Below are 14,778 nucleotides of genomic sequence, written 5' to 3'. Positions count from 1 at the left end.
ATTGATTGTATTGGCAGGACTTTAGATTTGTCAGGCCACGATTGAACCGGCAGGATTCAGGTCGAATCGATGAGTGAGAGGCCGCCCATTTCACCGCGAAGCCCGCGCGCCGCGCTGGAGCCTGAACAGGTCCCGCCGCCGCCGAAACGGTCGGACCGTGCCCGCAATCCGTTCGTCGTGGTCGGTAATGCCATCATCACCTTGCTGATCCTTCTGATGATTGGCGCGGGCGTCGCCTATTACTACGGAAAGCAGACCCTGGAAGCGTCGGGACCGCTGCAGGAGGACAAGATCGTCAACATTCCGCAGCGGGCCGGCAAGCGCGATATCGCCGACATCCTGCAGCGTGAGGGCGTGATCGACGTCAATCCCTGGGTCTTCATCGGCAGCGTGTTTGCGATGAAGGCGAGTTCCGATCTCAAGCCCGGCGAATATTCGTTCCAGAAGAGCGCGAGCCTGCGCGACGTCATCGGCACCATCGTGGAAGGCAAGGTGGTGCAGCACGCCGTTACCATTCCCGAAGGCCTGACCTCCGAGCAGATCGTGGCACGGCTGTCGGACAACGACATCTTCACAGGTTCGGTGCGCGAGATACCGCGCGAGGGTACGCTGTTGCCGGAGACCTACAAATTCCCGCGCGGCACCACGCGCGAGCAGGTGATCCAGCGCATGCAGCAGACCCAGAAGCGCGTGCTGACGGAAATCTGGGAACGCCGCAATCCGGACATTCCGGTCAGAACGCCGGAGCAACTCGTGACGCTGGCGTCGATCGTCGAGAAGGAGACCGGCAGGGCCGATGAGCGCAGCCGCGTCTCGGCGGTGTTCGTCAATCGTCTGCGGCAGAAGATCAAGCTGCAGTCGGACCCGACCATCATCTACGGGCTGGTCGGCGGCAAGGGAACGCTGGGGCGACCGATCAAGCGCAGCGAGATCACCCAGCCGTCGCCCTACAACACCTATGTCATCGACGGCCTGCCGCCGGGCCCGATCGCCAATCCCGGCCGCGCCTCGCTCGAAGCCGCAGCCAATCCGGCGCGTACCCGAGATCTGTTCTTCGTTGCCGACGGCAGCGGCGGGCATGCGTTCACCGAGACCTACGATCAGCACCAAAAGAACGTGGCGAAGCTCCGTTCGATCGAAAAGCAGATCCAGAACGACACGGTTGAGCCTGCAGACGATCCGCCGCCGCCCGCCGCCAGCGCGCCGCCCGACAGCAACCCGACTGCAACCACACCGCCCAAGCCGCCGGCCAACTCGAAGAAGCCGGCAAGGCCGGCACGGCAGGGCGCCGCGCAGTCGACGACGTCGCCGCCTGTGGTGGAGCGCTAGCCCGTCGCGGCGAACGTAATTCCACTTTCGGCTAAATCGGCTTAAGGTCGCACGCGTTCCAGCGAGTCTCACATCTCTTGTCAGAAAGTTTTATGCGATGGCCCTATCGAGCATGACCGGTTTTGCCCGAAGCCATGGCGCGAGCGGCCCCTATACCTTCGAGTGGGAACTGAAGTCGGTCAATGCCAAGGGCTTTGATTTGCGGCTGCGGCTGCCGCCAGGCTGGGACGAGCTTGAAGCCGTGGTGAAGAAGCGCGCGAGCGAAGTGCTGTCGCGCGGAACCGTCTATGCCAATCTCAATGTCAAGCGCGCCAACGCCGTGTCGGCGGTGCGCATCAACGAAGACGTCCTGGCTTCGATCGTGAAGGTCGCGGGCGAACTGGCGCAGAAGATCGACGCGGTGGCGCCGAGCATTGACGGATTGCTCGGCATCAAGGGCGTGATCGAGGTGGTCGAACCTGAAAGCGACGAGGCCGAGGATAAGGCGGCAAGAGAGGCCGCCGCGCTGGCCTTCGAGCAGGCGCTGGCCCATCTCGTCGAGATGCGCCGCCGCGAGGGTACGGCGCTCGGGCAAGTGCTGATCCAGCGGATGGACGAGATCGAACAGCTCGCCAGGAAGGCGGAAGCGGCACCGGGCCGCAAGCCGGAGGCGATCCGCGCGCGACTTGCCGAACAGGTTGCGGCGCTGCTGGAGACCTCCGACCGTTTCGATGCGGATCGGCTGAACCAGGAGGCGATCCTGATCGCGACCAAGGCCGACATCCGCGAGGAACTCGACCGCATCGCGTCCCACGTCGCGCAGGCGCGTGAGATGATCGGCAAGGGCGGAGCGATCGGACGCCGGCTGGATTTCCTGGCACAGGAATTCAATCGCGAGGTCAATACCTGCTGCTCGAAATCGAACGATATCGAGCTCACCAATACCGGGCTCGAGATGAAGAACGTGGTCGAGCAGTTCCGCGAGCAGGTTCAGAATCTGGAGTGAGGATAATGGTGGCCCAAGGAGAGGCCCACGGCTTTGACGGGGTCGAGCGGCGCGGGCTGATGTTCGTGCTGTCGTCGCCGTCAGGCGCCGGCAAGACGACCCTGTCGCGGCTGTTGATCGAGCGGATGCCCGGCCTGAAAATGTCGGTGTCGGCGACGACGCGGCCGATGCGGCCGGGCGAGGTCGAGGGCCGCGACTATTTCTTTGTCGACAAGACGAAATTCGAGAAGATGGTCGCTCAGAGCGAGTTGCTCGAATGGGCGACCGTGTTCGACAACCGCTACGGCACGCCGCGCCGGCCGGTCGAAGCCGCGCTGTCGGCCGGACAGGACGTGCTGTTCGACATCGACTGGCAGGGCACCCAGCAACTGCGCGAGAAGGCCCGCGCCGACGTGGTCAGCGTCTTCATCCTGCCGCCGTCGGCGGCCGATCTCGAGAAGCGCCTGCACACCCGTGCGCAAGATTCCGCGGAAGTGATCCGCGGGCGGATGAATCGCGCCACCCACGAACTCAGCCATTGGGCCGAGTACGACTACATCGTCATCAACCAGAACGTCGATCACGCCTTCGCCGAAGTGCAGTCGATCCTGAAGGCGGAGCGGCTGAAGCGCGAGCGCCGCACCGGCCTGACCGAGTTCGTGCGCAACCTGCAGCGCCAGCTCGAGAAGTAGTCTAGTTAAGCGGTCGCGCTTTTCGCCAGACGCGCGAGCATTTCCTTGATCTCCCGCTGCGTATCTTCGAACGAAGGCTCAGGCCCGGGCCCCCGCTGCTCCGCTTCGATGCGAGGCGCTCGCGGCGATTCGACCGGACGTGGCGGGATCTCCTTGTGCTCGGCGGCCAGTTGAGGGGCGCGCTCGGCGTGATCGCGGTCCCAGGGCGCGCGCCACTCATTATCGACCTCGTAGGGTGGCGTGCCCGTGCGGTTGAGCCGGAAGATGAGGCCGCCGACCAGGCCTGCGAGCGCAAGTGTGCCTGCCATGATGAACAACAGCGTCGAGGTTGATTGCTTCTCAACGGTCGAATGCGTCGTTGCCCCGGGCGCCGGCGGCGGCGCGGATTGCGGCGCAGCCGCCGGCTCTTCCTGTGGGCTCGCGCCGCTATCGGCGGCGGCGACCTTGGTGCCACCGGATGCGGCCATGCTCGATTGGTCAAGCCAGCGTGCCGAAACCAGCGAGCCGGAGGCGGGTGCCCCGACGGAAGGCGGCGCGTTGTCGAGGGCGGAGGCGGGCTTCTGTCTGGCGTCCGCCTGGGGTGGGGTCAGCTCAGCGCGCGCATCTGCGACCGACGGGCTGATGCTGGCCGCCGGCTGGGGCGGGTTGGCGGCTTCGGCCGGCGGCGGGGATTCCTGCTGTACAGGCGCGGCCTTCGCCGCCTTGCTGCTCCCTTCGCGGACATACCAGCACTTGCGCTTGGTGGAGCGCTCAAGGCGATAATACCAATGGCTTCCTGCAGGCGCAGTCCCCTGTGGAGCCGACAGGCAACTGTCGGCAGTCTTGGCGCTGTCGGCACTCTCGGTACTGTTTTCTGCTCCGGCGGTGAAGCTGGCACCCGCCAGCATCGTAGCAACAAGTGCTGAAATAAATTGGGCGGTACGCTTTGACATCTACATCCCCGATAACACCGGCTACCCCTTAACCCCTAACTCTCGGTAGGAAGTTGGGTCGCAATGCGCCGCAAATCCGGAGCGGGTGGGGCTTAATTTGGGCTTGCCGACCGCCCCAATTGCGGCAGATCGGGGCCTGGGGAAGCCACCCGGCAGCTATTGCTTGGAGGCAGTCCAGCGGCCGACGCAGCCAAAGGACTGCCGAAAACTTCCCGAGCCGGAATGGTTTGAAATGCGGCACTGCTGATCACGGTGATGCCGTTGGCAGCGCCGATCGGATCGACGCCGCCAACCTCGCCCGGTGATCTAATTCTTCAGAACGATGCGTCCGACGACCTTGCCGGCGCGCAACTGGTCGATCCACTTCTGGACGTCGGCCATCGGTTCTTCCCGCATCGGCGTCGGCTTGATCTTGCCGGCACGCGCCAGCGCCATCAATTCCTGACCCTCGGCCAGCGTCCCTACCATGAAGCCCTCGATGGTCATGCGCTTGTAGACCCATTGCACCATCGGCAGGCTGAAAGTGCCGCCCATCAGGCCAGAGACCACGATCTTGCCGCCGCGCGCCAGCGCGGAGACTGCGAACGCCATGGACTTCTCGTTGCCGGCGAAATCGACCACTTCGTCAAAGCCGCCTTCAGTCTCTCTCAGGATGCGCTTGACGATGTCCGGCTCGGCCGGGTCGTAGGCGACCGCCGCGCCGTTCTGTAGCGCCGTCTCGCGCGCGGCTGGGCTGAGATCGGCGACCGATATCGGTTGCTTGAACATCGCCTGTGCGAAGGAAAGTCCCATCATGCCGACGCCGCCGAGGCCGATCAGTAGCAGGTTGCGCTGCCGTGGGCGATCCACCAATCGTTTCAGCGCGCCGTAGGCAGTGACGCCCGAGCACATCAGCGTCGCCGCCTGATTGACCGGCAGCGGATCGTAGTCGAGCAGGTACTTTGCATCGGGCACCAGGACATGGCTGGCGAAGCCGCCGTCGATGGACACGCCCAGGAAACGCTGCTTGACGCAGAGGTTCTCATCGCCGTTCAGGCAGTCGCGGCACTGGCCACAGCCGATCCACGGAAACACAGCCTTCTTCTTGCCGATCAGGTCAGTCGGAACATCGGGGCCGACTTCCGCAACGACACCTGCGATTTCGTGGCCGAGCGTGAAGGGCAGGGTCATGCCGCGCGTGGTGTCGAGCTTCTTGCCGCCGCCGAGATCGGCGTAACCATCCTGGATGTGCAGGTCGGAATGGCAGAGCCCGCAACGCTCGATGCGGACCAGGACTTCGCGTCCTTGCGGCTTCGGCGTCTCGGCGATGGTCTCGCACAACGGCGCATCAAATTTGACGAGGGACTGGCGTACCATTTGCGCCATGGCGTTCGCTCCTTAGGCAATGTTTGATGTTGTGTTTCGTATATTGGCCAATTCACGGGCCATGGCAACAAAGCCGGAGATGGGAATAGTTTCGGCGCGGCGGGTGGTATCGACATGTGCTGCGGCGGCGAGCCGAGCCGGATCGACCGAAAGTGACTTCAGGCTCTGGCGCAGCATCTTGCGGCGCTGACCGAAGGCTGCGGCCGCCACCTGTTCCAGCGCGCGTCGGTCGCAAGGCTCGGGTGCGGCGCGTGGTATCAGTCGCACCAGCGACGAGGTGACCTTCGGCTGCGGCACGAAGGCCGACGGCGAAATGTCGAACAGGATCTTTGTCTCGGTGCGCCAGTTGGCGAGCACGGCAAGCCGGCCATAGGCCTCGCCGTTCTCCTGCGCGACGATCCGCTCGGCGACCTCGCGCTGGAACATCAGCACCATCATGTCGTACCAGGGCGGCCAGGGTTCGATCGACAGCCAATCGACCAGAAGCTGGGTCGCGATGTTGTAGGGCAGGTTGGCAACGATCTTTGCCTTGCCGCCATCGAGCAGGGGGCGGGGATCGAAATGCTGCGCGTCGGCATGCACGATCTCGAGCCGTCCCGGGTATCGCTTCACGATGTAGTCGAGCGCAGCCAGCGCCCGTTCGTCGCGCTCGATGGCAATCACGCGTTTTGCGCCGAGCGCGAGCAGCGCCCGGGTCAATCCGCCTGGGCCGGGACCGACCTCGATCACGGTCGAGTCCTCGAGCGGACCCGCGGCGCGCGCGATCCGCGCGGTGAGGTTGAGATCGAGCAGAAAATTCTGGCCCAGCGACTTGCGCGCCGACAAGGAGTGTTCGCGAATGATGTCGCGCAGCGGCGGCAGATCGTCGATCGCGCTCATTCAGGCTTCGTCGCGGCCATCCTTGCGGCCAGGCGCAGCGCCGCGATCAGGCTCGACGGATTGGCGCGGCCGGTGCCGGCGATGTCGAACGCCGTGCCGTGATCCGGCGACGTCCGGACGAACGGCAGGCCCAGCGTGACATTGACCGCGTCATCGAACGCGATGGTCTTGATCGGGATCAGCGCCTGATCGTGATACATGCAGATTGCGCAGTCATAGGTGGCGCGCGCCGCCTTGTGGAACAGCGTGTCCGCCGGCAGCGGTCCGCGGACGTCGACACCTTCGCTGCGCAGGATCTCGACAGCGGGCGCCACGATCTCGATATCTTCGCTGCCGAGCGTACCGTCTTCGCCGGCGTGCGGATTGAGCCCCGAAATTGCCAGGCGTGGGCGGGCAAGCCCGAAGCGCGCCTTCATGTCGGCCACCACAATGCGGGCCGTCGAGACGATCAAGTCAGTCGTGAGCAATGCAAGCGCTTCGCGCAGCGAAAGGTGGATCGTCACGGGCACGACGGCGAGTTCGGGCGACCACAGCATCATTACGGGCTGCGGCGCGACCCCGTTCTTGGCCGCGAGTTCCGCCAGGAATTCGGTATGGCCGGGGTGACCGAAGCCGGCGCGATAGAGCACGTTCTTGGCGATCGGGTTAGTGACGACAGCGGCGGCCTTGCCGGCCATGACGTCAGCGACCGCGCGCCGGATCGAGGATAGCGCAGCATCCGCGCTGGTCGCATCCGGCGTGCCGGGCCGCGCCGTCGCCGGCTTGCCGGCCGGAACGACGGGCAAGGCTCTCGCGAACGTGCCGAGCGCCTCTTCGGGGGAAGCATCGGCAAGCTCGACCGCAAGGCCAAGACGGTGCGCGCGCTCAGCGAGGAAATCGCGGTCGCCGAGCAGGTAAAACGGCGGAAGCTTCAGTTCATCACGCCGCAACCACGCGGCAAGCGCAATGTCCGGGCCGATACCTGCGGGTTCGCCGGATGTCAGCGCAAGGGGCTTCGACATCATCAGCGATATTCGATCATGGCCGCTTTGCGGACTTCCTGCAGATAGGATTTCGATTTCGCCTCATATTTCTGGGCGTACATCTTCTCGCGGATTTCCCTCTTCTTCGGCGAGTCGATCATCGTGGTCTTGCGGCCGCACAGCACGACCATCTCCACGCCCTGCTTGGTGATCTCCGGCGGGGTCAGATGGCCGATCGGCGTCTTGTCGAGCACCTCGCGAATGCTCGGCGGGATGTCGGCCGTGGTCTTTGTCACGGTGTCGCGGATCGCCGCGTTGGGTATGGTCTTGAAATAGGAATTGGCTTCGTCGCAGCTCGTGATGCGCTCGCGCAGCCCCTCAGCTTCCTTCTTGCGCGCTTCGACCAATGCCGGCGTGGAGCCGCGCGGTACGATCAGCACGATCGGCTGCATCTTGTATTCGAAAGCTTCGATCTCGGTCTTTTCGCCGCCTTCCTGCGCGGCGGCCGCGACATCCTTCTCGCCGACCTGGAGGCTTTCCTTGTAGCGGCCACGCACGAGGCTGGTCCAAACCATGTCGGCCCTGATGCGGGACTTGAGCGTATCGGCGCGAATGCCCTGGCTCTCCAGCGACTTCGTCAGTTGCTCCGGCGAGATCCGCATCCGCGCGCTCATCGCGGAATAGGATTGCTCGATGTCGGAGGAGGAGGGGTCGACGCCGAATTTCTTGGCTTCCTTGATCTTCACCTTTTCGTCGATCAGTTCCTCGATCACTTCCTGCCGGTTCTGCTGCTTGTGGGTGGTCAGGAAGTTCAGCTTGGTGCGCTGCTCGATGTCGTAGTTGGTGATCGGCTCGCCGTTGACCATGACGGCCACGGTCTGCGCTTTCAGCGGCGAAGTGCCGCAGAGCATCAGCGCGAGCGCGATCGCGGGAGCCAGGGTCGAAAGGCGAAGGGGTAACGTCGTCATGGTCATCTCAGCGATGTGGTCATATCAGCCATATCAACCTTTCCGCACCGAATTTCGGCGGTGCGGATCACGCTCTACTGAAAGCCGCCGTTCGCGCCGCCCGCCGTCGTCGTCGTGGTCGCGATCGTCCGCAGCCCGATTTGGAACATGAACGAGTGGCTGAGGACTGGCGGCGTCGAGGGGGTGGAGTAGGTGTATGACGTGACATAGTTCGCGGCCAGCACGAAGCAGTCGTCCACATAGCCGGCGCCGACGACGTACTGATTGATCTTGTTCGCTTCAAGGTCCCAACGCGCAGAGCCGGATACCACCCAGTTCGAGGCGACCTTGACCGAGGCGGTGGTCAGGATGCCTTCGCGACGGGTGAGATAGCCGAGTTCCGGTTGGGCCGCGTAGTTGCCGTAGAGCAGGCTGACCGACCAGCGATCGAAGTTTGCGCGTCCCTCGGCCTCGAAGCGGTTGATGTTCCAGGTAGCCTCGTCCATTCGCGATCGGACGCTGAACGTGTAGGTCCGGTTGGGCGAATAGCTGACGCTGCCGACATAGTCGGATGCGGCATGCTGCAGGCCCGAATCGAGGCCGGTATTGGTCGCATCGGCGACCGCGAACGAGTTCAGGCCGAACAACTGGTAGGACTGTCCGAACAGCACCTTCACGGCACCGCCCCGATCGAACTGGGTGGTCGCCTGCACGCCGACGTTGGCACGGCCGCCGCCCTCGACACGGTCATAGCCGGAGAACTTGTCGACCGAGAACAGGTTGCTGGTGTCGAACACGAGGCTCTGTGCGTCCTCGTTAGGCAGCTTGCCGGCATAGGTCTCGTTCGGGCGGATGATGACCTGCGCGATCGGCTCGAGCGTGGTGGTGCCCCACGGCTGCACATTGATGAACGGGTAGCGATATTCGAGGCCGACGGTCGGCATCAGGCGCAGCGCCTGCGTCTCGCCGACGGGAAGGAAGTTCGAAACACCGGGCTGATTCGAGACTGAAGAATCGATCGCGTCGGCGCGAACGATCGCGAACGGCGTCCATATTTGGCCGAACGGGTCGGTGTATGATCGCCGCCATTGAGCTTCGGCCGTCAGGCGCGTGTAGGTGCCGGGGAAGCCGCGCAACAGGCATTGCGACGGCATCCGGGCCAGGGGATCGGCGGATGCCGTGGTGCACAAGCCGGCGGTGTTGGCGAGCGTCGTGATCGGGTCGAAGACCGCCTGGTCACGCGTCAGGCTGGTGAAGTTCACCTTGTAGCTGAACTCGCCGCCGAAGATCGGGCTGTTGATCACATTGTTATAGTCGATCACCGGATGGACCACCGGCACCTGGCTCTGGTTGCCGGAGTAGCTCAGGTAATAGATCGTGCGCGCATCGAAGAAGCTGCGATTGCCGATGCCGGTCAAGTAGAGCTGCGAGATCGCTTCTGTCGGCAGGCTCAGGAACGCCGCGAATGGGTCCCGGTACTGGGCAAGCCGATAGTCCTGGAAGAAGTAGTAGTCGGACAGGAGCACGCCGTCCCAGCCCCAGACCCACTTGTCGTTGATCGCGAACTGGCCGTGGGTATCGATGCCGCCGCGGAACTGGCGGTCGCCCGGCTGGCCGGCGAAGGCGCCGCGGTCGAGCTGGTCGATGCCATAGGCGCGGATCGAGTAGGAGCCGTCCAGCAGGCGCTGGCGGAATTCACCCTGGAGCAGGACGCCCTGGCGCGTCGTAAAGCGCGGGTTGAACGTCGCGTCATAGTCTGGGGCGAGCGCGAAATAATAGGGGATCTCGACGGCGTAGCCATAGGTCGATGCCTGGCTGGGATTCGGCATCAGGAAGCCGCTCTTGCGCTTCACGGTCGGGTCGGGCGTCGAGAAATAGGGCATGTACGCCATCGGAACGCCGAAGAACTCGAGCTGGGCGTTCTCGAAATAGAGCATCTTCTCGGTCTGGTTATGGATGATGCGGGCGCCTTTGACCTGCCATAGCGGCGGCTTCCTCGGGTCGTCCTTACACGGCGCGCAGGCCGTATAGACGCCGTTCTCGAACACCGTGTAGTTGCCAGCGGACCGGTCGGCACGGGTCGCCGCCATGCGCGTCTGATCCTCGGTGTCGACGCGCAGCGAATCGACGAAACCATCCCGGTAGTCGTCGCTGAGATCCATGATGTTGGCGTAGGTGATCTTGCCCTGGGCATCCGTGAAGCGGATGTTGCCCTCGGCATGGAGGCGCTTGGTCTTCTGGTCGTAGATGACCTTGTCGGCCTCGACGCTGGTGCCGTTGTAGAACATCTGCACGTTGCCGACCGCGGAGACGCGCTGATTGTTGTAGTCGTAATCGACTTCGGTCGCCTGCACGAGCATCTGCCCGTCATTCCGGGGCGGGGCCGGAGTCGGTTTCGGCGGCCGCGGATTGTAGGTGAAGCTCTGCGCGGCGGCGGGCGTCGTCAGGTCAACGCCGATCGTCGCCGTAAGAATGAATCCAACGGTCAAGGTTAGTAGGAAGCCGGCCAAGCGAGTCCGCTGACGGCGCACGGTACTGCGCCGCCTGAACGCAGGCGACTCCAACTGGCGGGCGGCGACAACGGCCACTACCCGTCCTCCTGATATAGCAAGGCCAAGAAACCGGTGAGGCCGCCCACACACACGGGCAACCACGCCGCAGCGATGGGATGCATCAACTCAGCCTTGCTCAAATCTTCAGTTACTTTCGAAAGCACGTAGAGCAGAAAGCCCGCACCCACGCCACTCAAAACCATCTTTTGCACGCCGCCGAACCGGAAGAAGCGCAAGCTGACCGAAGCGGCCAAAAGCACCATCGCAGCCAGCAAAAACGGCTGTGCAATGAGCTTGTGGTACTGCAGCCGGTAGCCCGCGGTTGCAAAGCCCGAGCTCTCCGATGAGCGGATGTAGTTCGGTAGTTGCCAAAACGACACAGTTTCCGGGGTGGAAAAGCTGTTGCGGACCTGGGCCGGGGTCAGCGTCGTGGCCAGGTAGAAGCTGTCCTGATCGATCGGGGGCTTGTCGAGGGAGTATCGACGTACTCCTTTGAACACCCAGCGGCCCTCGTCGAGGGAGGCTTCGCGGGCTTCGATTCGCTCCTTGAACTGCAGGCTGGTGTCGAAGCGGAATACGGTCAGCCCGGTCAGGCGCACGCCCTGCTGCTCGCTGCGGGCGGCGTTGATGATCGACTGGCCCTCGCTGTTGACCTGGTTGAGCCAAAAGCCGGAGGCGTCCTGGATGCCGCCGCCGGGCGCCGAGCCGAACAGCTCAGCTTCCATCTGCTTGGAGAGCTCGCGCAGGTTTGCCGACATCGGATTGTAAGCGGTGGTCGCCCCGATCCCCAGCACGATCGCGCTCGCCAGCGCAGGCGAGATGAACTGCCAGGCCGAAACGCCGGCGGCGCGCGCGACCACGAGCTCGAGCCGGCGCGACAGCGCGAGGTAGCAGGTCATGGCCCCGATCAGCACGCAGAACGGCATCAGCTTCTCGAGTAGCTGCGGGACGCGGAACAGCGAGGTCTCGGCGACCGTGATCGCGGAGGCCGTGACCAGCCCGGAGGTCTTGCGCACCATCTCGATGTAGTCGACCAGGACGAGCAGCACGAAGATGCCGACAAACACGCCGACGGCCGAGATCACGAAGCGGCCGGCGAAATAGCGCCCGAGCGTGTTGGTGACCATGCTCATGCGGTGGCCGGCCTTCCGAACAGGCGCGCGATCCGCGCATTGGACCTGTTGATGGCTTCGATCAATCCGGGGGGCGGCTCCACCACCACGCCGCCGATGATCATCCAGAGCCCGACGCCGATGCCGCCGAGCAGCATCAGGTACTGTGCGCCGACGGCAAGCGACGATTTCACCGCCATCACCGAGCAGGCGAATCCAGCCATGCGCAGGCCAAGCACCGCGAGAACCGAACCGCCGATCGAGAAATTGCGACTCTGGCGCGTCGTGCGCGGCGCGCCCAGGAAGGCGAATGTGAGTGCGGCAAATGCGAACGGATAGATCGGCGCCATGAAGCGGTCGTGCAATTCGGCGCGGAACTGGCCGGACAGTTGATCAAAGGTCGGATCATCAGCCGCGGGCCAGATCAATTCCCACAGATATCGCTCGCGAATCCCCAGCGTGACGTCGCGCTGGCTGGAGAATTTCGACATGTCGAACGCGTAGCGGCCGAAGGCGACGAGGGCAGGGTCGCGCTTGCCGGCTTCGAATCGCTGCAGGTTGCCGTCCTCCAGCACCAGATACGAACCATTCTCGTTCTTCAGCACCGTGCCATGGTCGGCGATGATGGTGACGCGCTCCTTGGGATCGCGGCGATCGTCGACAAAGATGCCGCCGAGCACGCCGCCCGGCAGGCGTTCACGAATCCGAATCGTCAGGTTCTGGTCGAGCTGGGCGAAGCGGCCGGGCTGCAGGATATTGGTGAGCACGTCGGCGGTGATCTCGGCGTCCCATTGCTTGATGCGCCGCATGCCGTCGGGCGCGAGATAGGCGCCGATGAAGGCGACCAGCGCGGCGACCACGCAGGTGGAATAGAAGAAGGGACGGAACAGGCGGAATGGAGAAAAGCCCGCCGCGTTCATCACGATGATCTCGGAATCGGTCGCGAGCTTGTTCAGCGTGTGCGAGACCGCGATCATCAGCGCGATCGGCGCGATGATCAGGACGAGTGCCGGAATCACTAGGCCAGTGATGCCGAGGAAGGTGATGATGGTCTGACCTTGGCTGGTCATCAGGTCGATGCCGCGCAACGCCTGGGTAATCCAGATCACGCCGGTGAGGCTGATCAGGACTACCGCAAACGACGCGAGCGTCGTGCGGAAAATATACCTGTCAATCGACCCCATCCCGTTACCGCAAGATCCCACTTGGCACGCCAAAACGCACGGCTTCCCGACCAATCCCTTCGAAGGGCTCCCCTTTGGCCGTGCCGCTTATCCGTCCAGCCGTCATCCTCTCATTACCATCCCTTTGATCCGTCAACAAAATGGCTGAGCCAAGGCGCGTCTTCCATATGGTTAATTATTCCTCTTTGTGACGTTCCAGCCACGCCGCGCTTGGCAGTGCGGCGGCCGGCAGGCCATAGTGTTGATAAACCCCGGGGCTGACCGATCTGGACGGCCGCGAACCAACATTCCACTTACTACCCACGCAAGCCGGTTCCCGCCTGCGACAGCCCTGATTCTGGAGGAGTTTACCGATGTCCGACGCCGTAAAGGTCGGCTTTGTCCCGTTTTCCGCGCCCGTCCGGGGCCTGATGGTGGTGTTTTGCGATGAGGCCCTGAAGTTCGGCGCGGCGACCGACAAGGCGCTTGGGAAGGCGGCGGAGACGGTCAAGCGGGCAGCCGCGGCCAACCAGTTCAAGGGCAAGAGCGGCGCGATTCTCGATATCCTGGCGCCGGAGGGAATCAAGGTCGAACGCCTGATCGTTGTCGGAACCGGCAAGGCGTCGGCGCTCAAGGAGAAGGATTTTCTCAAATTCGGTGGTGTCGCTGCCGGCAAGCTGAACGCGGCGACAGATACCGTCACCGTGATCGCCGAGTTGGCCGAAGGCGCGATGAAGGCGGAGCAGGCTGCCGCCATCGCCTCCGGTATACGGCTCCGGGCCTATAAATTCGATCGTTACAAGACCAAGAAGAAGGACGGCGAGAACGAACAGGTGCGCGCCGATGTCTCGATCGCGGTCGACGATGTCGCCGCCGCCAGGAAGGCATTTGCGCCTGACGCCTCCATTGTCGAAGGCGTCGTCATCGCGCGTGACCTCGTGAACGAGCCGCCGAACGTGCTCTATCCCGAGGAGTTCGCACGCCGCGCCAGCCAGCTCCGCAAGATCGGCGTCGACGTCGAGGTGCTCGACGTCAAGGCGATGACCAAGCTCGGCATGGGCGCGCTGCTCGGCGTTGCGCAGGGCTCGGCGCGGCCCGGCCGCGTGGTGATCATGCGCTGGAACGGCGGCAAGAAGAGCGAGCAGCCGGTGGCATTCGTCGGCAAGGGCGTCTGCTTCGATACCGGCGGTATCTCGATCAAGCCGGCCGGAAGCATGGAGGACATGAAGGGCGACATGGGCGGCGCGGCCTGCGTGGTCGGGCTGATGCACGCGCTGGCCGCGCGCAAAGCCAAGGTCAACGCGGTCGGCGCCATCGGCCTGGTCGAGAACATGCCCGACGGCAACGCTCAGCGTCCCGGCGATATCGTCAAGTCGATGTCGGGCCAGACCATCGAGATTATCAACACCGACGCCGAAGGCCGGCTCGTGCTCGCCGACGTGCTCTGGTATGTGGCCAAGAAATTCAAGCCGAAGTTCATGGTTGATCTGGCGACACTGACCGGAGCGATCATGGTCGCGCTCGGCACCGAGCATGCCGGCCTGTTCTCTAATAATGACGAATTGGCCGATCGGCTCATCAAGGTCGGGCAGGAGACCGGCGAGCGGGTGTGGCGGATGCCGCTCGGCTCCGAATACGACAAGCTGATCGATTCGCAGTTCGCCGACATGAAGAATACCGGCGGCCGCCACGGCGGCTCGATCACCGCGGCGCAGTTCCTGCAACGCTTCGTCGACGGCACGCCCTGGGCGCATCTCGACATCGCGGGAACCGCGATGGGCGCGCCGAAGACCGACATCAACCAGAGCTGGGGCTCGGGCTACGGCGTTCGCCTGCTGGACCGCCTGGTCGCGGACTATTACGAGGCGAAGAAATAAGCAG

12 protein-coding genes are annotated in these 14,778 nt (G+C 63.8%); 4 read left to right on the top strand and 8 right to left on the bottom strand.

Features of this window, described 5'->3' with window-relative positions; translation table 11 throughout:
- Positions 1-69: 69 nt before the first annotated feature.
- The 3 genes from mltG to gmk all read left to right on the top strand — a co-directional run bounded on the left by mltG (position 70) and on the right by gmk (position 2,985).
- Complete coding sequence (gene mltG / locus ACZXDY_RS14765; protein ID WP_464345989.1) at positions 70-1,329, top strand: endolytic transglycosylase MltG; 1,260 nt, start codon at positions 70-72, stop codon at positions 1,327-1,329.
- A 97-nt stretch (positions 1,330-1,426) separates the two neighbouring features.
- Entirely contained in the window at positions 1,427-2,314 is an 888-nt protein-coding gene (locus ACZXDY_RS14760) for a YicC/YloC family endoribonuclease (RefSeq protein ID WP_130229789.1), read from the top strand.
- Positions 2,315-2,319: 5 nt separating this feature from the next.
- The gene (gmk, locus tag ACZXDY_RS14755; RefSeq protein WP_464345988.1) at positions 2,320-2,985 is read left to right on the top strand and encodes a guanylate kinase; all 666 of its coding nucleotides are present in this window, start codon (positions 2,320-2,322) and stop codon (positions 2,983-2,985) included.
- A gap of 5 nt (positions 2,986-2,990) precedes the next feature.
- Here the strand turns inward: gmk and ACZXDY_RS14750 are convergent, their stop codons facing one another.
- The 8 genes from ACZXDY_RS14750 to lptF all read right to left on the bottom strand — a co-directional run bounded on the left by ACZXDY_RS14750 (position 2,991) and on the right by lptF (position 12,918).
- On the bottom strand, positions 2,991-3,917 hold the full coding sequence (locus ACZXDY_RS14750) for a hypothetical protein (protein ID WP_464345987.1): 927 nt from the start codon (positions 3,915-3,917) through the stop codon (positions 2,991-2,993).
- 306 nt (positions 3,918-4,223) lie between these two features.
- Positions 4,224-5,282 carry an alcohol dehydrogenase gene (locus tag ACZXDY_RS14745; protein WP_028165064.1) on the bottom strand — a complete coding sequence of 353 codons (1,059 nt, stop codon included), beginning with the start codon at positions 5,280-5,282 and terminating at the stop codon, positions 4,224-4,226.
- Positions 5,283-5,294: 12 nt separating this feature from the next.
- On the bottom strand, positions 5,295-6,161 hold the full coding sequence (rsmA, locus tag ACZXDY_RS14740; protein WP_028165907.1) for a 16S rRNA (adenine(1518)-N(6)/adenine(1519)-N(6))-dimethyltransferase RsmA: 867 nt from the start codon (positions 6,159-6,161) through the stop codon (positions 5,295-5,297).
- Positions 6,158-7,162, bottom strand: a complete 1,005-nt coding sequence (pdxA, locus tag ACZXDY_RS14735; protein ID WP_464346001.1) for a 4-hydroxythreonine-4-phosphate dehydrogenase PdxA — start codon at positions 7,160-7,162, stop codon at positions 6,158-6,160. The genes rsmA and pdxA overlap by 4 nt, the downstream gene beginning before the upstream one ends.
- Before the next feature lie 2 nt (positions 7,163-7,164).
- Positions 7,165-8,097, bottom strand: a complete 933-nt coding sequence (locus ACZXDY_RS14730; protein ID WP_028165905.1) for a SurA N-terminal domain-containing protein — start codon at positions 8,095-8,097, stop codon at positions 7,165-7,167.
- A gap of 68 nt (positions 8,098-8,165) precedes the next feature.
- A complete protein-coding gene (locus ACZXDY_RS14725) occupies positions 8,166-10,559 on the bottom strand; it encodes an LPS-assembly protein LptD (protein WP_464345986.1) in 2,394 nt (797 codons plus the stop codon).
- A 98-nt stretch (positions 10,560-10,657) separates the two neighbouring features.
- Positions 10,658-11,755: an LPS export ABC transporter permease LptG gene (gene lptG, locus ACZXDY_RS14720; protein WP_028165903.1), complete on the bottom strand. Its 1,098-nt coding sequence runs from the start codon at positions 11,753-11,755 to the stop codon at positions 10,658-10,660.
- Positions 11,752-12,918, bottom strand: a complete 1,167-nt coding sequence (lptF, locus tag ACZXDY_RS14715; RefSeq protein WP_464345985.1) for an LPS export ABC transporter permease LptF — start codon at positions 12,916-12,918, stop codon at positions 11,752-11,754. Before lptF ends, lptG begins: the two co-directional genes overlap by 4 nt.
- A 353-nt stretch (positions 12,919-13,271) precedes the next feature.
- Between lptF and ACZXDY_RS14710 the strand changes: the two genes are divergently transcribed.
- Complete coding sequence (locus ACZXDY_RS14710) at positions 13,272-14,774, top strand: leucyl aminopeptidase (protein ID WP_464345984.1); 1,503 nt, start codon at positions 13,272-13,274, stop codon at positions 14,772-14,774.
- The last annotated feature ends 4 nt before the right edge of the window (positions 14,775-14,778 follow it).

This window comes from Bradyrhizobium sp. LeoB3, assembly GCF_055456055.1.
Note: the sequence above shows the minus strand (reverse complement) of the source record. Positions and strands in the feature narration are given on the sequence as shown.

Excerpts from the sequence above, each read along its gene's own strand:
- mltG (WP_464345989.1), top strand. The coding sequence starts at position 70 with ATGAGTGAGAGGCCGCCCATTTCACCGCGAAGCCCGCGCGCCGCGCTG.
- ACZXDY_RS14760 (WP_130229789.1), top strand. The coding sequence starts at position 1,427 with ATGGCCCTATCGAGCATGACCGGTTTTGCCCGAAGCCATGGCGCGAGC.
- gmk (WP_464345988.1), top strand. The coding sequence starts at position 2,320 with ATGGTGGCCCAAGGAGAGGCCCACGGCTTTGACGGGGTCGAGCGGCGC.
- ACZXDY_RS14750 (WP_464345987.1), bottom strand. The coding sequence starts at position 3,917 with ATGTCAAAGCGTACCGCCCAATTTATTTCAGCACTTGTTGCTACGATG.
- ACZXDY_RS14745 (WP_028165064.1), bottom strand. The coding sequence starts at position 5,282 with ATGGCGCAAATGGTACGCCAGTCCCTCGTCAAATTTGATGCGCCGTTG.
- rsmA (WP_028165907.1), bottom strand. The coding sequence starts at position 6,161 with ATGAGCGCGATCGACGATCTGCCGCCGCTGCGCGACATCATTCGCGAA.
- pdxA (WP_464346001.1), bottom strand. The coding sequence starts at position 7,162 with ATGTCGAAGCCCCTTGCGCTGACATCCGGCGAACCCGCAGGTATCGGC.
- ACZXDY_RS14730 (WP_028165905.1), bottom strand. The coding sequence starts at position 8,097 with ATGACCATGACGACGTTACCCCTTCGCCTTTCGACCCTGGCTCCCGCG.
- lptG (WP_028165903.1), bottom strand. The coding sequence starts at position 11,755 with ATGAGCATGGTCACCAACACGCTCGGGCGCTATTTCGCCGGCCGCTTC.
- lptF (WP_464345985.1), bottom strand. The coding sequence starts at position 12,918 with ATGGGGTCGATTGACAGGTATATTTTCCGCACGACGCTCGCGTCGTTT.
- ACZXDY_RS14710 (WP_464345984.1), top strand. The coding sequence starts at position 13,272 with ATGTCCGACGCCGTAAAGGTCGGCTTTGTCCCGTTTTCCGCGCCCGTC.